Source organism: Rhodoferax potami (assembly GCF_032193805.1).
Classification (GTDB): Bacteria; Pseudomonadota; Gammaproteobacteria; order Burkholderiales; family Burkholderiaceae_C; genus Allorhodoferax; species Allorhodoferax potami_A.
Genome location: NZ_JAVBIK010000001.1, coordinates 3,531,726 through 3,553,523, shown reverse-complemented (window position 1 = coordinate 3,553,523; position 21,798 = coordinate 3,531,726). Strand labels below are relative to the sequence as shown.

Annotated in this window: 19 protein-coding genes; 13 read left to right on the top strand and 6 right to left on the bottom strand. The window is 59.3% G+C overall.

Translation table 11 applies throughout. The features are described from left to right. Positions 1–8: 8 nt before the first annotated feature. Positions 9–386, bottom strand: a complete 378-nt coding sequence (locus RAE19_RS17050; RefSeq protein ID WP_313875996.1) for an AtuA-related protein — start codon at positions 384–386, stop codon at positions 9–11. A 33-nt stretch (positions 387–419) separates the two neighbouring features. Next, a complete protein-coding gene (locus tag RAE19_RS17045; protein ID WP_313875995.1) occupies positions 420–1,778 on the bottom strand; it encodes an acyclic terpene utilization AtuA family protein in 1,359 nt (452 codons plus the stop codon). Positions 1,779–1,881: 103 nt separating this feature from the next. On the opposite strand from RAE19_RS17045, the gene RAE19_RS17040 reads away from it, so the two are divergent. The 5 genes from RAE19_RS17040 to RAE19_RS17020 all read left to right on the top strand — a co-directional run bounded on the left by RAE19_RS17040 (position 1,882) and on the right by RAE19_RS17020 (position 6,563). Continuing rightward, positions 1,882–2,781, top strand: a complete 900-nt coding sequence (locus RAE19_RS17040; RefSeq protein WP_313875994.1) for a LysR family transcriptional regulator — start codon at positions 1,882–1,884, stop codon at positions 2,779–2,781. Positions 2,782–2,943: 162 nt separating this feature from the next. Next, positions 2,944–3,444 (top strand): MarR family winged helix-turn-helix transcriptional regulator, encoded by a 501-nt coding sequence (locus tag RAE19_RS17035; RefSeq protein WP_430962555.1) that lies wholly within the window; start codon positions 2,944–2,946, stop codon positions 3,442–3,444. A 157-nt stretch (positions 3,445–3,601) separates the two neighbouring features. Then, positions 3,602–4,657 carry an aromatic ring-hydroxylating dioxygenase subunit alpha gene (locus RAE19_RS17030; RefSeq protein ID WP_313875993.1) on the top strand — a complete coding sequence of 352 codons (1,056 nt, stop codon included), beginning with the start codon at positions 3,602–3,604 and terminating at the stop codon, positions 4,655–4,657. Beyond that, positions 4,654–5,646 (top strand): PDR/VanB family oxidoreductase, encoded by a 993-nt coding sequence (locus RAE19_RS17025; RefSeq protein ID WP_313875992.1) that lies wholly within the window; start codon positions 4,654–4,656, stop codon positions 5,644–5,646. Before RAE19_RS17030 ends, RAE19_RS17025 begins: the two co-directional genes overlap by 4 nt. Before the next feature lie 314 nt (positions 5,647–5,960). Next, positions 5,961–6,563: a YceI family protein gene (locus tag RAE19_RS17020; RefSeq protein WP_313875991.1), complete on the top strand. Its 603-nt coding sequence runs from the start codon at positions 5,961–5,963 to the stop codon at positions 6,561–6,563. A 4-nt stretch (positions 6,564–6,567) separates the two neighbouring features. On the opposite strand, the gene RAE19_RS17015 is transcribed toward RAE19_RS17020, so the two are convergent. The 4 genes from RAE19_RS17015 to RAE19_RS17000 form a co-directional block, all read right to left on the bottom strand. Then, positions 6,568–7,869: an NAD(P)/FAD-dependent oxidoreductase gene (locus RAE19_RS17015; RefSeq protein ID WP_313875990.1), complete on the bottom strand. Its 1,302-nt coding sequence runs from the start codon at positions 7,867–7,869 to the stop codon at positions 6,568–6,570. Positions 7,870–7,890: 21 nt separating this feature from the next. Then, a complete protein-coding gene (locus tag RAE19_RS17010) occupies positions 7,891–9,393 on the bottom strand; it encodes an aldehyde dehydrogenase (RefSeq protein WP_313875989.1) in 1,503 nt (500 codons plus the stop codon). Positions 9,394–9,535: 142 nt separating this feature from the next. Continuing rightward, the gene (locus RAE19_RS17005) at positions 9,536–11,386 is read right to left on the bottom strand and encodes a hypothetical protein (protein WP_313875988.1); all 1,851 of its coding nucleotides are present in this window, start codon (positions 11,384–11,386) and stop codon (positions 9,536–9,538) included. A gap of 146 nt (positions 11,387–11,532) precedes the next feature. Next, positions 11,533–12,867 (bottom strand): MFS transporter, encoded by a 1,335-nt coding sequence (locus RAE19_RS17000; protein ID WP_313875987.1) that lies wholly within the window; start codon positions 12,865–12,867, stop codon positions 11,533–11,535. A gap of 225 nt (positions 12,868–13,092) precedes the next feature. Between RAE19_RS17000 and cyoA the strand changes: the two genes are divergently transcribed. The 8 genes from cyoA to RAE19_RS16960 all read left to right on the top strand — a co-directional run bounded on the left by cyoA (position 13,093) and on the right by RAE19_RS16960 (position 21,790). Beyond that, on the top strand, positions 13,093–14,139 hold the full coding sequence (gene cyoA, locus RAE19_RS16995; RefSeq protein ID WP_313875986.1) for a ubiquinol oxidase subunit II: 1,047 nt from the start codon (positions 13,093–13,095) through the stop codon (positions 14,137–14,139). A gap of 54 nt (positions 14,140–14,193) precedes the next feature. Then, positions 14,194–16,197 carry a cytochrome o ubiquinol oxidase subunit I gene (gene cyoB, locus RAE19_RS16990; protein WP_313875985.1) on the top strand — a complete coding sequence of 668 codons (2,004 nt, stop codon included), beginning with the start codon at positions 14,194–14,196 and terminating at the stop codon, positions 16,195–16,197. Further along, positions 16,190–16,825, top strand: coding sequence for a cytochrome o ubiquinol oxidase subunit III (gene cyoC / locus RAE19_RS16985; RefSeq protein ID WP_313875984.1), 636 nt, complete (start codon positions 16,190–16,192; stop codon positions 16,823–16,825). Before cyoB ends, cyoC begins: the two co-directional genes overlap by 8 nt. Beyond that, on the top strand, positions 16,826–17,260 hold the full coding sequence (gene cyoD / locus RAE19_RS16980; RefSeq protein WP_313875983.1) for a cytochrome o ubiquinol oxidase subunit IV: 435 nt from the start codon (positions 16,826–16,828) through the stop codon (positions 17,258–17,260). 81 nt (positions 17,261–17,341) lie between these two features. Further along, positions 17,342–18,112 carry an SURF1 family protein gene (locus RAE19_RS16975; RefSeq protein WP_313876271.1) on the top strand — a complete coding sequence of 257 codons (771 nt, stop codon included), beginning with the start codon at positions 17,342–17,344 and terminating at the stop codon, positions 18,110–18,112. After that, positions 18,096–19,439: an ATP-binding protein gene (locus RAE19_RS16970; RefSeq protein WP_313875982.1), complete on the top strand. Its 1,344-nt coding sequence runs from the start codon at positions 18,096–18,098 to the stop codon at positions 19,437–19,439. The genes RAE19_RS16975 and RAE19_RS16970 overlap by 17 nt, the downstream gene beginning before the upstream one ends. Continuing rightward, a complete protein-coding gene (locus RAE19_RS16965) occupies positions 19,429–19,962 on the top strand; it encodes a response regulator transcription factor (RefSeq protein ID WP_313875981.1) in 534 nt (177 codons plus the stop codon). The genes RAE19_RS16970 and RAE19_RS16965 overlap by 11 nt, the downstream gene beginning before the upstream one ends. Before the next feature lie 202 nt (positions 19,963–20,164). Beyond that, positions 20,165–21,790 carry a DUF4331 domain-containing protein gene (locus RAE19_RS16960; RefSeq protein WP_313875980.1) on the top strand — a complete coding sequence of 542 codons (1,626 nt, stop codon included), beginning with the start codon at positions 20,165–20,167 and terminating at the stop codon, positions 21,788–21,790. The last annotated feature ends 8 nt before the right edge of the window (positions 21,791–21,798 follow it).

Genomic DNA, 21,798 nt, shown 5'->3' with positions numbered 1-21,798 from the left:
TGTTGAAATTATGAAATTGCGGGTTGGGCGTCAGTGCCTGCCAGATAAGGCTGCAAGCTGATGGGTAACTGGATGGGTAGGTCGAGAAGCCAGTAACTCAGGGCCTTGCCATGGCCATCCAGATTGAGCGAGTCGTTCACGCCCCCGTCGAGCACGTCGTCCAGTACCAAGTTCATGGCGTGCAAGGCGGGCAATAAATAGCGCGTCACACGGCGAGGCTGACGCGAAGCGAAATGTTGTGCCACTGCCGCCTCGGTGACCTGAGCTACCAAAACTTCCCACAAGGCGGGATGCCAGGCGATCACGCTCAGGTTGGAGCGATTTCCTTTGTCCCCTGTGCGGCTGTGGGCGAGGCGGTAAAGCGGAATAGTGATGTAGTCGTTCATGACAGATAAATCAGGGCTTGATGGTTCATCCGGTCAGTCAACCATGCGAAAACGCTCGGTCACCGCAGTGCGAGGCACCAAACAAGAAACAGTGCCCAGACGGGGGCGCAGCGCGGTGCGTACGCCGCCTCCCCCGGCCGGCCCGCAGGTGTAGAGCGCCGTCACCTCACGGATCAACTTCTGTGCACTGTCACGCTGAGGGTGTTGCATAGCCACGCGCAGGCGCACATCACGCGAAGTGTCCGCACTGCCGGGGCTTGAGGCCAACCAGCGACTGTGGTCATCCCCCAGCACACTGGTGACTCCAATCAGGTCTATACGCAATGCGCCAATGTGTTGCAGGCGCTCTTGCAGGACTCGGGCGGCAAGGCGGGCACGATTCTCGGCCCGGGGACCGGCATACGAAATTTCGCCCTCGGCAAACCAGCCCGACTCGAAACACACATTGACCTTCAGGTGTTCAGGGCGCGCATGCCCCTTTACGCCTTCTAGCCGGACCGTATCCGGACCTAAAGAGCGCACCGTGGCCTGTGTGATGTCGGCAATGACATCGGGCGTAAGGTAGGACGATGGATCGTGCAACTCATACAGCAGCTGCTCTTTGACGGTTTGCTCGTTGATACAACCGCCAGTCCCCACCGGTTTGGTGATGGTGCAGTGCCCTTCCACATCAATTTCCGCGATCGGATAACCGAGTTGCGCCAAATCGGGGACATCTTTGTAGCCGGGGTCGGCAAAGTATCCGCCCGTGACCTGCGCTCCGCACTCCAACAAATGGCCTGCCATGGTGGCGCGGGCTAAACGATCCCAATCGTCGGTCGCCCATCCAAAATGAGCAAGGGCCGGGCCCAGTACCAGTGAAGGGTCTGCGACGCGTCCGCACACAACCACTTCTGCGCCTGCGCGCAGGGCCCCAGCAATACTCTGGGCACCGATATAGGCGTTGGCGCTCACCATGGGCTCCGTCGGCATCGATGCACCTAGAGCTCGCTCCAAGACGGCCCGGTGCTCCAGACCGCTCAAGTCGTCCCCCTCAACCACTGCCACGCGGGGGGCACGTAGTCCAAGCTTTTGAGCCAGCGCTTTGATGCGAGTGGCGGCCCCCGACGGGTTCGCCGCACCGAAATTGCTCACGATGCGGATGCCGTGGTCCAGGCACAGTCCGAGTACAGGCTCCAGCAAGTCCACCAGCAGCGGCTCATAGCCCTCATCAGGCGAGGTGCGGCGGGCCAGTTGCGCCAATGCAAGGGTGCGTTCAGCCAGCGTCTCAAACATCAGGAAAGACGGCAGGCCACTCGCAATCAGAGAACGCACCACAGGCAAGGCGGCATCCGTGCGGTCGCCCGAAAAGCCGGCGGCACAACCAATGCGAAAGGGGGTGTTGTTCACCATGTTTTTTAGGTCTCCTGCGGTGCAGTCTAAAAATCCAAGGCTATTTTGTAAAATCGATTTTTAAGATAGATTAATCTGCGAATCAGATTAAAAGACTCGCAACATGAGTGACCCCCACCTCTCCAGTAGGCAGCTGGATGCTTTTATTGCGCTGGCAGAACAACGCAGCTTTACCCGCGCCGCAGCCTTGTGCCATTTGTCGCAACCCGCCTTCAGTGCACTCATACGAACCCTGGAAGAAGCCCTCGGCTTGCGCTTGTTTGACAGAAGCACCCGCCATGTCGACCTCACACCAGAGGGGCAGGGTTTTCTGGAGTCCGCACGGCGGATAAGGGCCGATATCCAGAGCGCGTTGGCCGCCGTGCGCAGTGCCGCGACCCTGCAGCGGGGCCGGGTCGAGCTGGCCTTGCTGCCCTCCCTGGCAGCGGGGTGGTTACCCGGTGTTTTGGCACGCTACCGAGACCGGTATCCCGGCATCGATATCGGCATCGCCGATGTCTTGTCCGAGCCTTGTATTGAGCGTGTGGCCGCTGGCCATGCTGATTTCGCGCTTGCTGCGATCCGCGCAGATACGCCGGCACTGCAGGCCGAGCTCTTTTGTAGCGACGACTTTCACTTAGTGTGCCGTGACGACCATCCCTTACTTCAAGTCTCTCGCCCCTTGGGTGTAGGCGACTTGGCAGCGTGGCCCTTTATCCACCTCGCCCGCACCAGCAGCGTACGGCAATATCTGGAAGCGGCTATGCATCCGCAAACGATGCGCACGCTGATGGAGGTGGAACAACTGGCGACCGTCATGGGCATGGTTCGCGCCGGCTTGGGCATCAGTGTGGTGCCTGCACTCGCCTTGTTTCACTTCGCCCAGCCCGGGCTAGTCACGCGGCAGCTGACCCTGCCGGGCCTGACCCGCCAGATTTATCTGGTGCGTCGGCGGGACCAAAGCCTGTCCATCGCCGCCCAGTCGCTGTATGCCATGTTGCTGGAAGAGCGGCACACCATGTGAGCGTCTGCCCCTTTCCCAGCCCCATCGGCCCTGAGCGACCCCACTGCCATCAGCCACCTGAAAAGGCCGCATGATGCCAGGCGGAGTTGCTTGGGTGCCAAATTCGCTGCTAGCCCTGATGTAATATGCCCAAGTAGCTATGGAATAAGTAGCAAAAAGTACATGCACATGACAGAAATCAGCCCCGTCTCTGAGAACCCTATCCCCCTGCAAGCCGAACCTGGCCACCTGATCCGGCGAGCGCACCAGTTGGCGGTGGGCACGTTTGCCAAGACGCATGGCAAGCAGATCACGCCGGTGCAGTACGCGGTGTTGCGCGCGCTGCAGGACGCGCCGGGCATGGACCAGGTGACGCTGGCGGACCGGGTGGCGCTGGACACATCGACCACCGCCGACATTGCCGCGCGGCTGGATTCCAAGGGCTGGATCGTGCGGGAGCTACTGCCCCGCCGCCAGCGCGCCCTGCGTCTGACCGCAGAGGGCGAAGCGGTGCTGGCCGAGATGCTGCCACGCGTGGCGCCCATGTACGGGCAGTTGCTGGACGCGCTGGAGCCGGCCGAGCGCGAGGAGTTTTTGCGCCTGCTGCGCAAGTTTGTGCACCTGAACACGCCAGCCCCTGAAAGCCCGGGCGATGTGCCGGACCAGCCCTCCGACCGCGCATAACCCAAGGCCCCCGATCCCAACCACGATCAGCCATCGGATTCATCCCGTTTCAAGGGAAAACCCTCATCCCCAGCCACTAGCCGTGGAATTGACTTCGGTCTATGGTTTACGTCATTCAGCATACTGAATGAAGATTTCCCATCCAAGGAGCCAAGCCATGTTTCCTCTCAACACCTGGTACGTTGCCGCCCGCAGCGAAGAGATCCCCACCGACCGCCCCTTGGGCCGCCGCATTTGCAACATCCCCATGGCGCTGTTCCGCAACAGTGCGGGCGTGCCCGCCGCGGTGGAAGACTTTTGCCCGCACCGGGGCGCCCCGCTCTCGCTGGGCAAGGTCGAGGGCGACACCCTGGTCTGCGGCTACCACGGCCTGGCCATGGGCTGCGACGGCAAAACCGTGTCCATGCCCTGCCAGCGCGTGCGCGGCTTTCCGGCCAACCGCAGCTTCCCGCTGCATGAGGAACATGGTTTTGTGTGGGTGTGGCCGGGCGACGCGGCGAAGGCCGATGTGGCCAGCATCCCCAAGTTTGAGTGGCTGGGCAACCCGCAGTTCGGCTATGGCGGCGGCCTGTACGAGATTGCCTGTGACTACCGCCTGATGATCGACAACCTGATGGACCTGACGCACGAAACCTATGTGCACAGCACCAGCATCGGCCAGAAGGAAATTGACGAAGTGCCCTGCCAAACCCGCGTGGACGGCGACCATGTGATCACCGAGCGCTATATGGAAGGCATTGAGGCACCGCCCTTCTGGAAGATGGCGCTGCGCATGAACGGCCTGCCCGACGACCAGCTGGTGGACCGCTGGCAGATCTGCCACTTCACGCCGCCCAGCCACATCATGATTGAGGTAGGCGTGGCGCTGCAGGGCCACGGCGGCTACAAGGCGCCGGACGAGTTCAAGGCCGCGAGCTGGGTGGTGGACTTCATCACCCCCGAGACCGACACCAGCATCCACTACTTCTGGGGCATGGCGCGCAAGTTCAAGCCGCAGGACACGGCGCTGACCGCCCAGATCCGCGAAGGCCAAGGCAAGATCTTTGCGGAAGACCAGGAGATGCTGGAGCGCCAGCAACAAAACCTGCTGGCCTACCCCGAGCGCAAGTTGTTGATGCTGAACATTGACACCGGCGGCGTGCAGTCCCGCAAGGTGATTGACCGCGTGGTGGCCGCAGAGCGCAACCCGGCTGCAGCAGAGGCGGCGGCATGAGCGGGCCCGCCAACACGCCAGCGAATACGCCTGCAACGTTGCAGGTAAAGGTAGCCGCCAAGCGCACCGAAGCGCAGGACATCTGCAGCCTCGAGCTGGTGGCCGCAGACGGCAGCGCCCTGCCCGCTTTCACCGCTGGGGCACACATTGACGTCCACCTTCCCAATGGGCTGGTGCGCCAGTATTCGCTGAGCAACGCGCCCAGCGAAACAAACCGTTATGTCATTGGCGTGCTGCGCGATGCAGCGTCACGCGGCGGCTCCACCGCCGTGCACGACCTGGTGGCCGAGGGCAGTGTGCTCACCATCAGCGCCCCGCGCAACCTGTTCCCACTGGACAGCGCGGCCCCCCACCACCTGTTGCTGGCCGGTGGCATCGGCATCACGCCCATGCTGGCGATGGCGGAACACCTGGCGGCCACTGGCGGCTCTTTCACTCTGCACCACTGCAGCCGCAGCCAAGCGCGCACCGCGTTTATGGACCGGCTGGGTACAGCGCCGTTTGCAGCACACGCCCACCACCACTTTGACGATGGCGATGCGTCTCAAAAGCTGGACATTGCCGCCACCCTGCAAAGCGCCCCGGCAGGCACCCACTTGTATGTGTGCGGCCCGCAAGGCTTTATGGACGCGGTGCTTAGCGCAGGCCGCGCCGCCGGCTGGCCCGAAGAACGCTTGCACCGCGAGTACTTTGGTGCCGCGCCCACTGCCAAAGCAGACGACGGCAGCTTTGAGCTGGAGATAGCCAGCACCGGAAAGGTCATCAAGGTGCTGCCCGACCAGACGGCACTCGAGGCGCTGCACGCAGGCGGTATCGATATCCCCATGTCGTGCGAGCAAGGCGTGTGCGGCACCTGCCTCACCCGCGTCAAAGCCGGCATGCCTGACCACCGCGACCAATACCTTATGCCCGAAGAACAGGCTGCGAACGACCAGTTCCTGCCATGCTGCTCCAGGTCTAAGAGCGCGCGCCTGGTGCTGGATTTATAGCCAAACTGGTACTTAGCCCGCATATGGACTACGCCATACGCTCCTGAAAATATAGCAAAACAACACTCTCCTTCTTTCCTGTTACGCTGGGCTACCCACCAAGGAGCATGGCGATGAATCCCCCCAGCAGCACACCTTTTGGCCGGAACCATAGGGCAGCACCCCGATCAGATAGGAGACGCACGGGACTCTGGGCGCTGGCACTGGCGTGGGCGCTCACTGGTTGCTCGGGTTTCACTGAGCGGGTTCAGGAGCCCATGCCGCCACAGGCCTCGGTAACAGAGCCAGTGGTACAAACGCGGCCGGTTGACGGCGTGCCGTCCACTACCGCGGCGCGTCAATATCGCGTGGTCGCCGAGCAATCCAGCTTGCGCATTCTGGTGTACCGGGGCGGCACCATGGCGCGACTGGGGCACAACCATGTCATCAGCTCTGCCGACCTGCGAGGGCAGATATGGCGCGGAGCCACTTTAGAGAGCTCCGGGTTTGAGATCACAGTACCAGTCAACACCCTGATCGTCGATGACAACGCTGCCCGGGCCGAAGAGGGAGAAGACTTCCCCCTCAATGTGAGTGAAGATGCCAAAGCGGGCACCAAGGCGAACATGCTGCGCCCTACCCTGCTGGACGGTGAACGCTACCCCGAGATCAGCATCCGCGCCACCCGTATCACCGGAAGCACTGCCAGCCCCGATGTCGTGGCCAGCATGCGCATCAAGGACCAAACCCGCGAGATACGGCTGCCCGTCACGTTGACCGAGACAGACAGCGCCTTGGCAATTCAAGGCAGTTTTGAGATCCGCCAGTCGGACTTCGGCATCACCCCATTGAGCATTGCCATGGGGGCGCTGACGGTGCAGGACACTGTCAAGATCAAGTTCCGGCTGGTGGCCCGAGCTACCCCCGCATCGCCCTGAAACGCTAGATTTGCAGCTTGTCCCGAAGGTCGTAGTACCAAGCACCCAACGCGGTGAGCGGCACCCGGAACCAGCGCCCGCCCGGGAAGGGGTAATGCGGCAATTTGGCAAAGGCATCGAAGCGGTTGGCTTGGCCTTGAATCACCTCGCTGAGCACCCGGCCTATCAAATGGGTGAAGGTAACCCCGTGCCCTGAGCAGCCTTGCGAGTAGTAAATGTTGGAGCTTAGGCGCCCCACTTCCGGCAGGCGCGACAGGGTCAGCAGGAAATTACCCGTCCAGCCGTAGTCGATGCGCACGTCCTTCAACTGAGGGAATGTTTTCAGCAGCTTGGGCCGAATGATGGACTCCACGTGCTGCGGGTCCCGCGCGCCGTATATGACCCCGCCGCCATACAGCAGGCGCCGGTCACCGGAGAGGCGGAAATAGTCCAGCAGAAAGTTACTGTCTTCCACGCAGTAGTCGGTGGGCAGGATTTCAGGGAAACGATCGCCCAAGGGCTCTGTCGCGATCACCTGGGTACCGCAGGGCATGGACCGCGAGGCCAGTTGCGGCTCTAGCCCGCCAATGTAGGCGTTGCAGGCGACGATCACAAAACGGGCTTTCACCTGACCCTGTGCAGTGTGCACCACAGCAGGGTCGCCGCGCTCAATGCGCAGCACTGGCGAGCCCTCGTGCACGACACCGCCTAAGGACTCGAAAGCCGCTGCCTCCCCTTGTGCCAAGCGCAAGGGATGCATGTGCCCGGCACTGTGGTCGAGCAAAGTGGCGCGGTAGCGCCCAGTACCGATGGCGGCTTCGCTTTCTGTCGCGTCCAAAAGGCTCAGCTGCTGGTGGCCGTAGCGCTCCCAGAGCTGCTTGTGGTGCTCTAGCTGCTTGACCTGCTTGACGGTGATGGCAGCAAACATGCCACCCGGTTTGAAGTGGCAGTCAATCTGGTACTTAGCAATCCGCTCCCGGATGATCTTGGCGCCCTCAAAAGCCATGCTGCCCAGGGCCTGGGCGGTGGTGGCGCCATAGCGCGCCTCAATCACATCCATGTCCCGCGAGTAGCTGTGCACCAGCTGCCCACCGTTGCGGCCAGATGCGCCCCAACCTACTTTGGCAGCCTCCAGCACCACCACTTTGAAACCGGCCTCCGCCAGATGCAAAGCGGATGACAGGCCGGTGTAGCCGGCGCCGATGATCACCACGTCCGCCTCCACGCTGCCCCGCAGAGGGGCGCGCTGAGGTTGGGCCAGCCCGCTGGCTGCGTAATAAGAAGGGGCGTGCGCGGGCGGTGCCGCCGCATGGACAAACTGAGACATGGGCAAAACCTTTGCAGAACGTTAGGCGTCGATGCGCAACCAAGTCGTCTTGAGCTCGGTGTATTTGTCGAAGGCGTGCAGCGATTTGTCTCGGCCATTGCCGGACTGCTTGAAGCCACCGAAGGGCACGGTGATGTCGTCCTCGTCATATTGGTTGACATGAACCGTGCCTGCCTTGAGCCCGCGTGCCACGCGGTGGGCACGGTCGATCTGCCCGCTCCACACGCTGGCCTGGAGCCCGTAGACACTGTCGTTGGCCAGCGCCAGGGCGTCGGCTTCGGTGGTGAAAGGAATCACCCCAAGCACGGGGCCGAAAATCTCTTCGCGTGCGATTGTCATGTCGTTGCGCACGCCCTCAAAAATGGTGGGCTCCACAAAATAGCCACCGGTTTCGGTGCGCACACGGCGACCGCCGAACGCCAAGTTTGCGCCCTCGGCCTGCCCTTGGTGGATATAGCCCAGCACGGTGCTCATTTGCCCCGCATCCACCAAAGCGCCCATCTCGGTGGCCGCATCCAGCGGGTCACCGGGCAGGTATTTGCGCGCCTCGTCTTGCAGCGCGGCCATGAATTCGGGCACTACGTCTTGCTGCACCAGCAAGCGGGTGGGCGCGTTGCACGACTCGCCTTGGTTGTAGAACACCGAGCCTGCAGCCGCGCGGGCCGCGGCAGCCACGTCTTTGGCGTCGTTGAACACCACAAAGGCAGACTTGCCCCCCAGTTCGTTGTACACCCGCTTGAGGTTGGACTCAGCGGCGCAGGCCAGCATCCGCCGGCCGATACGGGTGGAGCCGGTAAACCCGATGGCATCCACATCCATGTGCAGCGCGAGTGCCTCACCTGCTTCGTGGCCAAAGCCGGGCACCACATTGAACACCCCTTCAGGAATGCCGGCCTGTAACGCGAGCTCGGCCAATCGCAGGGCGGTGTAGGGAGACTTTTCACTGGGCTTGAGTACCACGCTGTTACCCGAGGCCAAGGCGGGGCCCAGCTTCCAGGCCGCCATGATGAGGGGGTAATTCCACGGAACGATGGCACCGATCACACCCATCGCCTCGCGGGTGATCAGGGCCAGCGCGGTATCTGCCGTGGGGGCAATTTCGTCGTACAGCTTGTCGACGGCTTCGCCATACCAGGCCAAGCAATTGGCAGTGGCGGGCACATCCACTGCGAGGCTGTGCCCGATGGGCTTGCCCATATCCAGCGTCTCCAGAAGCGCCAGCTCGTCACGCGCCGCCAATACCAATTCCGACCAGCGTTGCATGATGCGTTTGCGCTCACGCGGGGGTTTACCGGCCCACCGGCGATCGGCAAATGCGCGCCGTGCCGCCGCGACGGCGGCATCCACATCGGCCTTTTGACCCCGAGCCACGGTGCCGAGGCGAAGTCCATTCAACGGGGAGTGCTTGTCGAAGGTCTGGCCATCTGCCGCAGCCACACGGGCGCCATTGATAAACAAGCGACCATCGGGTTGCAGTGCGGCGGCCCGGGCGTGCCAAGGCGAAGAAGTGTCAAGCTTTGTCATAGGGTGATGCCCAAGTGGGTTGTGCGCGGCCAGGGTGGAAAGTGGCTCCTACGATACCTCCAATGAGGCTGCGCCATAGGAGCCACTTTACGCACTCAAGCCAGACCACTTGGACACAGCCCAACCCTCACAGGGAAGCAGCCTAGCCGGTGGTATGCCAGCGAAGGGTGAACCGATCCACCACTTTCCAGCGCGCGGGCTGCGTGCTGGCGGCCTCCAGCCAGACCGGACGGGTTTGGCCCGGGGGCTTGTCAAGGTCCGCCCTATTCAAGGCCCATTGCTTGGGCACTTCGTCACACCCGAAAAAGTAGCCCGTCAGGTCACCCTTGGCATCCAAGCGAAAACGCAGAAAACCTTTGTAGTCTTCGCAGGCCAGCGGTGAAAAGGCGTTGTTCCACATCAGACCGCACCGCGCCATGGCCCAGAAGTACCCCCCCGCAATCAGCCCGCCTGCGACCGTGCCGAAAACTGCACAACCGAGCGCAGCCAACAGGTTCGATACGCCCGGTGATGAACAGACGCCAGCGGCAAAACCTCGCCAGCTGAGGTCTGAAACAAATTGCGTGACCCACCATATAGCGCCCAGCTGGAGGGCTGCGTGGATCACTGGCGACCCCCATCGCGCGAGCTTGCCCGGCTCGTCTTTAGACAAGCTGAAGCACATCGCAACGATTGCCACCCACACGGCCAGCCGGGCACCGTCTGAACACGCGAGCCAAAAGGCGGTGGCATATGCCAGGCCGAGCACCAAAGGAAACATCAGATTGCCCTGCCCTACACCGCGCAGCAAAGGGCCGCCTCGCGGGTCGAGACTGTTCCAGGCGAACTTGAACAAGGACCACCAAATCTGGCGACCCAAGGCGCGCGAGACATCTGGTGCGGGATAGCGGCACTGGGCTGCATAGGCTGAAGCTGCATTGGGCTCCGCCAGAACTGTGCCGATGAAGGTCGCCTGCCCCAGTTCCGGGCTAATGGCATTCGGGTCGTGGAGCGCTTGGCGGACCTTGGGCTGCGACAAAGATACCGCGTGCGTGGGATGCAAAAACGCACCGCCGGCGCCACAGGTCACCAGCTGATCGGCCGCTGTGGGATCCGGGCCGGGAGATGCCTCCCTGCAGTAATGATGCACGTCCCCCGCGATACGCATACGGATGTGCAGACCTTTGGCCTCCAGAATGGCCTCCAGCCGCTGGTAGCGTTTGGGGTAGCCTTCGGGGGCAGCATCGCCCAGTGGTCTCGTCCAATATGGTTCAGGGTAGATCAGGATCAGCTGGTCACCGGAGGCCATCACATGGTTGGGATTGGGCGCCCCGTTGATCTTCTCGCCTGCCAGTCGCTGGAAGGCCTCGTACTGGCCGCGGTCCAGGTCACCCGTCAAGGCAAAGTCAAAACCCAATACCCACCACCCTTGCGGTAGGCGTGTGGCGAAATAGGAGCGCTTTTGTGGCGTGCGCAGTCCGAAAACCTCGCCATTGTCACGGTCTACAAAGTAGCGTTTGAAGGTGGAAAGGCTGTCAAACCAATCGTGGTTTTGCGCAATCGCATAGCTGCTGCGGCCAGCGGCGTCAGAGCCCGGCGTGGCGCGGGCGCCCTCGAACATCTCCAGAAAACGATATTGATATTCATAGGCGCTGGCGCCCGGGTAGCTGAGATCGCCACCCAAAAACAACACGCGACCCCGGGGGCAGAGCTCGCCTTCGCCATCGTCCATGGCTTCAGTCTGCACCGCTCGCGCAACGGTATAGGTCGCATTGCCGCCATCGCCGGTGTCGGACAAAAAGTCGAACCAGAACTCGCCATCCGGCCCGACCTCTGCGGTGTGATCTTCCGCTTCAAACACACCGGTCCAGAGCTCCCGGGGATCGGCATTCCGAATCACATCAGAGCTGGACACCAGCTCACGCGCGGATTGCAGCAATACGGCGGGGTTGTACCAAGCGACAGGCCAGCGTTGGTGGGGCGGCTCACCCGCCCCGAAACGATATTGCGGCATAACAACTCCCTTTTTTATTGTCTATTTCCACCCAATAAGTTTGCGCGCCCCTGCCGTCACCAACAAAAAGGCCCGGCCACCTGGAGGTGCCGGGCCTGTTCAACACAAAAATGTCTGCGTTAAACGCGCGAACCTGGGTAGGTGACTTACTCTTTTTGTTCAATCAGGCGGTTAATGCGCAGAGCCAACAGCGTGCAGATCGCTCCCGACAGCAGGTACAAAGATACCGCACCCAGACCGAACTTGGCTGATAGCCCCAGCGCTACCAACGGTGCAAAGCCCGCACCTAGCAACCACGCCAGGTCAGCTGACAAGGCTGCACCGGTGTAACGGTACTTGGGAGAAAAGTTGGATGTCACCGTGCCGGAGGCTTGGCCATAGGAAAGCCCCAACAACACGAAACTGGTCAACAAAAAAAGGTTGTTGCCGACTTCACCGGCACCCAATAGCCATGGGGTCACGAAGCTGAAAAGACCGATCAACAGGGCCATGGTGCCCAAAAGGTTGCGTCGTCCGATACGGTCTGCCAACCAACCGGAAAACACGATAGCGCCGGCAGCCAAAATAGCCCCGATGATTTGGATCTGCAGCACGTCACCGATAGCCTGCTCCGAGTACATGGCAATCCACGACAAGGGGAATACCGTTGCCAAGTGGAACAACGCAAAGCTGGCCAGCGCGGCAAATGCGCCCAAGACCACGTTGCCCCCTTCATCGCGCAACACATGCCGCACGCTCACCGGCTGAAGCTCCAACTCTTGCAAGCGTTCGGCATAAGACTGCCCCACTACCAAGCGCAAGCGGGCAAACAGCGCCACGACGTTGATGGCAAACGCGACAAAAAACGGATAGCGCCAGCCGTAGCTCAGGAACTCTGCCGGAGTCAGACTGCTATGCAGATAGGCAAACAAGCCGGCTGCCAAGATGAAACCTACTGGCGCGCCCAATTGACCCACCATCGAGAACCAGCCTCTGCGCTCCTTGGGTGCGCTCATGGCCAGCAGAGAGGGCAAACCGTCCCACGAGCCGCCCATGCCCAGCCCTTGGCCGATCCGCAAAATTACGATGGCGGCGATAGCGGTGAGCCCGGCGTCTGCATAGCTTGGCAAGAAGGCCATGCCGGCGGTGCTGGATCCCAGTAAAAAGAGTGCAATCGTGAGCTTGGTGCCCCGACCCCAGCGCCGCTGGATGGCCATGGAGAGCGCTGTGCCGACCGGCCGCGCAACAAATGCCAGAGAAAAAATGGCAAAAGCCATCAAAGTGCCATCCAGGCGCGCCATCTGAGGGAATAGCAATCCCGGGAAGACCAGCACACAGGCGATGCCGAATACAAAGAAGTCGAAATACTCAGATGCTCGCCCGATGATGACGCCTACCGCAATCTCACCCGGAGTGACATCTTCGTCGGTGTGTGCGCCTGAAAGCGATACCGAGCTCTCGAACCCGTGCCCGCTGGGGGCTGTGGATGCTGGTGTGTACATGATGCCGTCCTTAAATCAACTTCTACGACCATGTTTTACACCCGCGCGAGGCAGAAAACCTCGGCTTGCACTAATCTCCTCCTCAGGAAAACCCTGATTGCAACTTCAAAAGCGGATCGGTTGACCTTGGACAAAATGTCCAATGGACAAATTTGTTAACGAAATTACAGTCAGAAGCTGTCAATAAAGTGTTTAACAAAGGTGCCTCACCCAGGCATTAACAACATGTTCAAAATCAAAGCATTTAAAAGGTGCTCTGCGCTGGCGACCATTGCAATGGCCGCTGCGCTCTCGGGCTGCAGCAAAGCTGTAGTGCTGAACCCCGCTGGAGATATTGCAGCGCAGCAAGGCCAAATGGTGATCACAGCCACTTTGCTGATGTTGATCATCATCGTTCCGGTCATCTTTCTGACCTTGTTTTTTGCCTGGAAGTACCGCCAAAGCAATACCGAGGCGGAATACGAGCCCGATTGGCACCACTCCACGTCCTTGGAGCTCGTAATCTGGACAGTTCCCCTCTTGATCATCATCGCGCTGGGCGCCCTGACATGGATTGGCACCCACAAACTCGATCCTTACCGTCCCTTGGACCGTATTGATGCACAGCGCTCCCTGTCTCCTGATGTCAAGCCCATGGAAGTGCAAGTGGTGGCAATGGACTGGAAATGGTTGTTCTTCTACCCCGAACAAGGCATTGCCACGGTGAATGAGCTCGCTGCACCTGTGGACCGGCCCATCCTTTTCAAACTGACGTCCACATCGACCATGAACGCGTTTTATGTGCCGGACTTGGCCGGCATGATTTACGCCATGCCCGGCATGCAAACCGAATTGAACGCTGTGATCAACCGCCCTGGCGTGTTCAAAGGCATGTCTTCGCACTACAGCGGCGCTGGTTTTTCGGGCATGACTTTCAAATTTCACGGTTTGAGCAATGAAGACTTTGCGCAGTGGGTGAACAAAGCAAAAACCGAAGGCAAGGCCTTGGACCGCGCCACGTACCAAAACTTGGTCAAGCCGAGCGAACGTGACCCGGTGCAGCGCTTTGCCAGTGTCGAAGCCGGCCTGTACGACAAGGTGCTGAACCGTTGCGTCGAAGACGGAAAAATGTGCATGCACCACATGATGGCGATCGACGCCCGTGGTGGCCAAACCTACGTGAAAGCCATGGGGCTGAGCATGCCGCAAGATGTTTGCACCGTGCAAAACGCGAACCAAGTGATCGCGGCGCTCGAGACACGCAACGCCAACCGCGCCGTCGTCCAACAATAACTTTCGCTCCGGTGGCCTATCGTGGCCACGGGTGCATTGCTAAAGAGACTTTATATGTCCTCACAAACTTTGACTGATACCCACTGGGCGCTAGGCCGGCTGAGCTGGGATGCTGTGCCCATGACGCATGACCCCATTATTTTGGGAACGTTCATCATGGTCGTATTGGGTGGTTTGGGCGTGTTTGCCCTGATGACCAAGTTCCGCCTCTGGGGTCCTTTCTGGCGTGATTGGGTTTGCAGCATCGACCACAAAAAGATCGGCATCATGTACATGGTGCTCGGTTTGGTGATGCTGCTGCGCGGCTTTGCAGATGCCGTGATGATGCGTTTGCAACAGTCCATGGCCTTCGGCGACAACATGGGTTACTTGCCGCCGCACCACTATGACCAGATCTTCACCGCCCACGGTGTGATCATGATTTTCTTCGTGGCCATGCCATTGGTCACCGGACTCATGAACTACCTGATTCCGCTGCAAATTGGCGCGCGGGACGTGTCGTTCCCGTTCCTGAACAATTTCAGCTTCTGGATGACGACCGCCGGTGCCATTCTGGTGATGTTTTCGCTGTTCTTGGGTGAGTTCTCTACTTCCGGATGGTTGGCTCTTTCGAACTTGGGTGCACAAAGCCCGAGCACCGGTTTGGACTACTACATCTGGGCGCTGCAGATCGCGGGGGTCGGAACCACGCTCTCCGGCATCAACTTGATCGTGACGATCATCAAAATGCGCGCCCCCGGCATGACCTTGATGCGCATGCCCGTGTTCACTTGGACAGCACTTTGCACCAACGCCTTGATCGTGGCGTCGTTCCCGGTCCTGACAGCGGCTTTGGTGCTCATGTCCTTGGACCGCTACGTAGGCACCAACTTTTTCACCAACGAGCTGGGCGGTAACCCCATGCTGTACGTGAACCTGATTTGGATCTGGGGCCACCCAGAGGTCTACATCCTGATCCTGCCGGCTTTCGGTGTGTTCTCGGAAATCGTGGCTACATTCAGCAAAAAGCGCCTGTTCGGCTACACCTCCATGGTGTACGCGACAGTGTGTATCACGATCCTGTCTTACGTTGTGTGGCTGCACCACTTCTTCACCATGGGATCCGGCGCAAGCGTGAATACCTTCTTCGGTATCACGACCATGATCATCTCGATCCCCACGGGCGCGAAGATCTTCAACTGGCTGTTCACCATGTACAAGGGGCGGATCCGCTTCGAATTGCCCATGATGTGGACGGTTGCCTTCATGATCACCTTTGCCCTGGGCGGCATGACGGGCGTGTTGTTGGCTGTGCCACCCGCTGACTTTGTGTTGCACAACAGCTTGTTCCTGATTGCACACTTCCACAACGTGATCATCGGCGGTGTGGTGTTCGGCATGTTCGCAGGCATCAACTACTGGTTCCCCAAGGCCTTTGGCTACAAACTCGACCACAAGTGGGGTGTCCGCTCCTTCTGGCTGTGGGTCGTCGGTTTCTGGGTGGCATTCACCCCGCTCTACGTGCTGGGCCTGATGGGTGTTACACGCCGCGCGAACCACTTCGAAGACCAATCGTTGCAAATCTGGTTTGTCATTGCAGCCATCGGCGCTGCCATGATTGCCGCCGGTATCGCATGTTTCATCATCCAATTGCTGGTTAGCTACCTTAAGCGTGAAGAACTGCGGGATTGGACCGGCGACCCATGGGGCGGCCGCACCCTGGAATGGGCGACCTCTTCCCCACCACCTGACTACAACTTTGCATTCACACCTGTGGTGCACGAAATTGACGCCTGGTGGGACATGAAAAAGCACGCCTACAAGCGCCCTTTGAGTGGCTTTGAGCCGATCCACATGCCGGCCAATACCGCTGCAGGCGTTGTGATCTCTGCTTTGTCTCTGGTATTCGGCTTTGCCTTGATTTGGCACATGTGGTTGCTCGCCGGTGCATCGTTCGCTGCGCTGCTCTTGGTATCCATCGCCCACACCTTCAACTACAAGCGTGACTTCTACATTCCGGCTGCGCAAGTGAATGCCTCCGAAGAAGCCCGCACATTCCAACTGGCCCGCCATGTCTAACATGAACAACTCACACGGCGCCGCTGCCGGCGCGCTCTCGCCCCGCGAGTACCACTTGGCCCATGAGCCGCATCCTGAAAACGGAACGGCCCTCGGCTTCTGGCTGTACCTGATGAGCGACTGTCTCATCTTCGCGGCCCTGTTCGCGACTTACGGCGTCTTGGGCCGCAGCTACGCGGCTGGCCCTACCGGAGCGGAGCTGTTTGATCTGACGCTGGTCGCCATCAATACGGCGTTTCTGCTGCTGTCGTCCATCACCTTCGGATTTGCCATGCTGCGCAAGCAACTCGGCGATGTGAAAGGAACCCTGATTTGGCTGGCAGTGACGGGCCTTTTCGGCCTGTGTTTCCTGGCTCTGGAGTTGTACGAGTTTTATCACTTGATTCACCAAGGGGCTACACCGCAACGCAGCGCATTCTTGTCGGCATTCTTCACCCTGGTGGGTACCCACGGTCTCCACGTGACCTTTGGTTTGGTATGGCTCGTCGTTCTGATGATCCAGATCAAGCAACACGGTCTCACACCCGCCAACAACCGCCGCCTCATGTGTTTGTCCATGTTCTGGCACTTCTTGGACGTGATCTGGATCGGTGTCTTTACTTTCGTTTATTTGATGGGAGTGCTGTAAATGAGCGCACACAATTCTCGGGCGTCGCACGGGCACGATGACCACGCACACGGCGGCCACGATGCCAATGAACCTCACAGCACCTTCTCGGGCTACATGACCGGTTTCTTGCTGTCCATCATCTTGACGGCTATCCCGTTTTGGTTGGTCATGGCCAAGGTCATCTCTGACCGCCCCACGGCCGTCATGGTGCTCGGTGCCTTTGCGGTCATTCAAATTCTGGTTCACATGTTCTACTTCTTGCACATGAACGGCAAGGTAGAGGGCGGTTGGACCTTGCTGTCCACCATCTTCACCGTGGTGTTCGTCGCCATCGCGATTGCGGGCACTCTGTGGGTCATGTTCCACATGAACACCAACATGATGCCGAGCCACACCGACATGCCGGCGATGGAGCAAGCGGCGCCAGCCGCTGCGCCCAAGACCGGCCTCTAAACCCAGCACAGGTACCGCATCTTGAGTGATTCGCCGCTTCAACCGCAGGTCGGCGGACGCTCAAGGTGGCGGTTGGCTTTGGTGGCTGTACTTTGCCTCGTGTTTGTCGTGGGCTTGTTGCGGCTCGGAACCTGGCAACTGGAGCGCCGCACCTGGAAACTGGAGCTGATCGAGCGCGTAACCCAGCGCTTGCAGCAACCCCCTGTGGACTTGCCCGACAGCCAGCTATGGGCTGGCCTGCAGCCTGCTGAATTCGAATATCTTTATGTCAAAACCACCGGCCAGTGGCTGACTGACAAAACGGTGCTCACACAAGCCACCACCGCGCTGGGCTCCGGGTTTTGGGTCCTGACCCCACTGGTTCTATCAGACGGTTCCAGCCTGCTGGTGAACCGGGGCTTCGTTCCTGCCGCCCAACGCGCGCAGTGGCAGCCACCTTCCGGTGCGAGCGGTGCTCCTGTGGGAAATGTCAGCATTCAGGGCTTGCTGCGCAAATCAGAGCCCGACGGTGGTTTTTTGCGGAAAAACGACCCTGCGTCTCAACGCTGGTTTTCACGCGACGTTACCGCGATTGCCCAAGCGCAAAAACTGAAAAGTCCTGCGCCTTTTTTCCTGGATTCCGGCTTGCCGGATAACACCCTGAATAACAACCTTGAAGCCCGTCCCTCTCTCACTGGCCCATGGCCGCGGGAAGGGTTGACCGTGGTTCGCTTTAGTAACAGCCACTTGGTATACGCCATTACCTGGTTCGGTCTGGCCGTGATGGTGTTGGTGGCTGGAGGGTTTGTGGTCCGTTACGAGCGGCGCTTGCGCCGTGGGGGCCACAATACCGCCCATGGATACCCGCGCTAATTCCCCCACCGCAGCGCCGACTGCGCCCTCCCCGCGCAACGATGCCTACGCCGGCCTGAGAAACCTCCACCAGCTGATACAGCTGCGCTGGATTGCTGCGGCCGGACAGCTACTCACCATTCAAGCCACGCATCACAGCCTGGGCATGAAGATTCCGGTGGAGCCCATGCTGGCCATCGTTGGCGCCATGGCGTTTTTCAACCTCGCTTGTTTGCTGCGCTGGCACACCCGACAAGCAGTCCATGAGGTGGAGCTGTTCATCGGGCTGCTGGTCGATGTGGCGGCACTGACCGCTCAGCTCTATTTGAGCGGAGGCATCAGCAACCCATTTGTCTTTTTGTATCTGCTGCAAATCGCCGTGGGGGCGATGCTACTCAGGGGTGGGTATATCGGCTCCATCGTCGCTATAGCGTCGGCCTGCGTCGCGTTTTTGGCAACCTCCAGCCTGCCGTTGCCACTTGCACCGAACTTGCAGGATGGATTGTCCAGCCCCTATGTACTGGGCTTGTTGGTGTGCTTTCTGCTTAACGCGGTGCTTGTGGTGGTGTTTATCACCCGCATCAACACCAACCTGCGCCGCCGCGATGCGCGCCTGGCTGCAGCCCGGCAACGCGCCGCTGAGGAGGAGCACATTGTTCGCATGGGTTTGCTCGCCTCGGGCGCCGCCCATGAGTTGGGCACCCCTTTAGCCACCCTCGCCGTGATCTTGGGGGACTGGAAGCACATGCCCGCCGTCATGCGGGATACCAGCCTCAAAGAGGACATTGCCGAAATGGAGGCCCAGGTGCAACGCTGCAAAAGCATTGTGAGCGGCATCTTGCTCTCTGCAGGCGAAACCCGCGGCGAACACTCCAGCCAAACCACTGCACGCGAATTCCTGGATCACTTGGTGCGCGAGTGGCGAGCCACCCGCAATGTCGGGACCTTTGTGTACGACAACCTGATCATCGACGACGCGGCCATGGTCGCGGACACCACCTTTGAGCAAATGGTGTTTAACGTGCTGGACAACGCGCGCGACGCTTCGCCCCACTGGGTGCAACTCCATGCCAGCCGCGATGCCGATGTGCTGTGCATCACCATTACCGACCGCGGACCCGGCTTTGATGCCCATGTGCTGTCCCAACTTGGGCAACCCTATCAATCCACCAAGGGCAAGCCTGGCGGCGGACTGGGGCTGTTTTTGTCTATGAACGTAGCTCGCACTCTCGGCGGCAGTTTGCGCGCCGAAAACCTGCAGTCCGGCGGTGCCCGCGTCACGATTACGCTGTCAATGAACGAACTCTCCATGCCTGAAACCGTAACCGAAGTACCCCATGGACACTGACCGCCTACTCCTGATCGTTGAAGACGACGAAGCCTTTGCCCGCACCCTGACCCGTTCTTTCGAGCGTCGCGGCTACCGGGTGCTGCGTGCAGATGGTCTTCAAGGCCTGGAGGCCTTGCTACCCGCGCACACCCCTGAGTTTGCCGTGGTCGACCTCAAGCTCAAAGGTGAAGCTAGCGGGCTCGCCTGTGTACGCGCGCTTCACGCCCACAGCGAGACCATGCGCATTGTGGTGCTCACCGGATTTGCAAGCATCGCTACGGCCGTCGAGGCGATCAAACTGGGCGCAAGCCATTACTTGGCCAAACCTTCCAATACCGATGACATCGAGGCCGCCTTTGGTCTGGACGAAGGGAATACCGAGGTGGCCCTGACCAACCGGTCCAGCTCGATCAAGACTTTGGAATGGGAGCGCATCCACGAAGTGCTGGCCGAGAGTGATTTCAATATTTCCGAAGCAGCCCGGCGACTTGGGATGCACCGGCGGACTCTCAGCCGGAAATTAGAAAAGCACAGAGTTTGATTTTTTAATGATTTAAAACACAAATCACAAATAAACGTTATATTTGAGCCAACTGGTCGCAATGTAGGACTGGTGGCTCAGTGGCAAGGCGTCAATCGAAAAAAATTTCGACTTTGCGCAAAAAATCTGAATCCACCATGCTGTGCGTCGCGTATCCAGTGTGCCGATTGGCACGAACTTGTCCAACACACCGGAGCAAAGCATGAAATTCAAACGCAGCAGTATCGTCGTGGCCTGCTTGATGGCCACAGTAGCAGGTAGCGCAATGGCCTCCAGCCATCGTGAAGCGCCTTTCATCACCACCAGCCCCAAAGTGGATGGCACGGACTTTTATATGTTCCGCAGCTATGAAGACGTGAAAGCTGACGGCACAGGCGGTCGCTCTGACTACGTCACTCTGATTGCCAACTACCAGCCGTTGCAGACACCATATGGCGGCCCCAATTACTTCTCGATGGATCCGAACGCACTGTACGAAATCCATATCGACAACAACGGTGACGCCAAGGAAGACATAACTTTTCAATTCAAGTTTAAAAACAAACTAAACGATCTCGGACTCAAGATCGGAGACAAGCAAATCAGCACTCCGTTAATTCAGTTAGGCAAGATCTCCGAACCTAACGACCAAAAATTGAATTTGAACGAGAGCTACACACTCAATGTGGTACGCGGCGACCGACGCAAGGGCAGCGTGTCATCTGTAGTAAAGGCCACGGGCGGAAGCAAAGATTTTGAAAAACCCGTGGATTACATTGGATCAAAAACACTGGGTAGTGCCGCTGAATATGAGACATACGCTCAAAGGCACATTCACAACGTCACTATCCCTGGCTGCAGCATGCCGGGCAAAGTGTTCGTCGGCCAGCGCCAAGAGGGCTTTGCTGTCAACCTAGGTACCGTTTTTGATTTGGTAAATGCGGAAGCCACTGTACTTCTCGATCCAGCAAACAAGGATGCTGTGGGGAACGGTGGTAAACACGTCATTCAAAAATCAAACGTTACGAGCATTGCCCTTGAAGTTCACAAGACATGCTTGACGGCGGGCTCGGAAAAAGTGATCGGCGGCTGGACAACGGCCAGCTTGCGTCAGGCACGATTGCTAAATGGTAAGCCGGGGTCTGCCCATCAAGCGAGCGAGAAAGCCGGTGGCGCATGGGTACAGGTGTCCCGACTTGGTAACCCGCTGGTAAACGAGCTGGTTATTGGCTTAAAAGATAAGGACAAATTCAACGCATCGAAGCCTCAAGACGACGGACAGTTTTTGGACTATGTTGTCAGGCCGACACTGCCAAGGTTGCTTGAGGTGGCTCTTGGCACCGCTGAGGGAGCTCTGGCACCGACAAATTTGCCTCGTACCGATCTGGCGACCGTTTTCTTGACAGGAATCACGAACGTCAACAAACCCGCCACTCCAACCGCCTCGGAGATGTTGCGCCTTAACACGGACCTAGCTCCCGTCGCTGCGAGCGAGCAAAACCGATTGGGCGTAGCTGGAGAAGTTTTGCGCGTGGGCGGGGTTGCTAACCTCAGCGCAGCGAAGGATCTTGCAGGCTTCCCAAATGGTCGCCGTCCCAAGGATGACGTGGTTGACATCGCGTTGGTCGCTGTTTTAGGTGGATTGTGTGTAATCAACGGTGATGACGATGCTTTGAAGTTAAACAGCGTACCGGGCGTAGCAGGTGTGACTTCAGCTTGCAAACTCGCGAGTGTTCCTAAGGGCGCGGACTCGGCAAAAATTCATGATGCGGTGGACCAAGCCACGGTTCCCTTTCTAGATCGTTTCCCCTATCTGAACACACCAAACTCTGGCTCCGCGACCTACTAAGGAACCAA

Bases quoted from the DNA above. Each gene is read 5' to 3' on its own strand.
- RAE19_RS16965 (WP_313875981.1), top strand. From the start codon at position 19,429: ATGGACACTGACCGCCTACTCCTGATCGTTGAAGACGACGAAGCCTTT.
- cyoC (WP_313875984.1), top strand. From the start codon at position 16,190: ATGTCTAACATGAACAACTCACACGGCGCCGCTGCCGGCGCGCTCTCG.
- RAE19_RS16960 (WP_313875980.1), top strand. From the start codon at position 20,165: ATGAAATTCAAACGCAGCAGTATCGTCGTGGCCTGCTTGATGGCCACA.
- RAE19_RS17030 (WP_313875993.1), top strand. From the start codon at position 3,602: ATGTTTCCTCTCAACACCTGGTACGTTGCCGCCCGCAGCGAAGAGATC.
- RAE19_RS17045 (WP_313875995.1), bottom strand. From the start codon at position 1,778: ATGGTGAACAACACCCCCTTTCGCATTGGTTGTGCCGCCGGCTTTTCG.
- RAE19_RS17040 (WP_313875994.1), top strand. From the start codon at position 1,882: ATGAGTGACCCCCACCTCTCCAGTAGGCAGCTGGATGCTTTTATTGCG.
- RAE19_RS17035 (WP_430962555.1), top strand. From the start codon at position 2,944: ATGCACATGACAGAAATCAGCCCCGTCTCTGAGAACCCTATCCCCCTG.
- RAE19_RS16970 (WP_313875982.1), top strand. From the start codon at position 18,096: ATGGATACCCGCGCTAATTCCCCCACCGCAGCGCCGACTGCGCCCTCC.
- RAE19_RS17000 (WP_313875987.1), bottom strand. From the start codon at position 12,867: ATGTACACACCAGCATCCACAGCCCCCAGCGGGCACGGGTTCGAGAGC.
- RAE19_RS17050 (WP_313875996.1), bottom strand. From the start codon at position 386: ATGAACGACTACATCACTATTCCGCTTTACCGCCTCGCCCACAGCCGC.
- RAE19_RS17025 (WP_313875992.1), top strand. From the start codon at position 4,654: ATGAGCGGGCCCGCCAACACGCCAGCGAATACGCCTGCAACGTTGCAG.
- cyoA (WP_313875986.1), top strand. From the start codon at position 13,093: ATGTTCAAAATCAAAGCATTTAAAAGGTGCTCTGCGCTGGCGACCATT.
- RAE19_RS17005 (WP_313875988.1), bottom strand. From the start codon at position 11,386: ATGCCGCAATATCGTTTCGGGGCGGGTGAGCCGCCCCACCAACGCTGG.
- cyoB (WP_313875985.1), top strand. From the start codon at position 14,194: ATGTCCTCACAAACTTTGACTGATACCCACTGGGCGCTAGGCCGGCTG.
- cyoD (WP_313875983.1), top strand. From the start codon at position 16,826: ATGAGCGCACACAATTCTCGGGCGTCGCACGGGCACGATGACCACGCA.
- RAE19_RS17010 (WP_313875989.1), bottom strand. From the start codon at position 9,393: ATGACAAAGCTTGACACTTCTTCGCCTTGGCACGCCCGGGCCGCCGCA.
- RAE19_RS17015 (WP_313875990.1), bottom strand. From the start codon at position 7,869: ATGTCTCAGTTTGTCCATGCGGCGGCACCGCCCGCGCACGCCCCTTCT.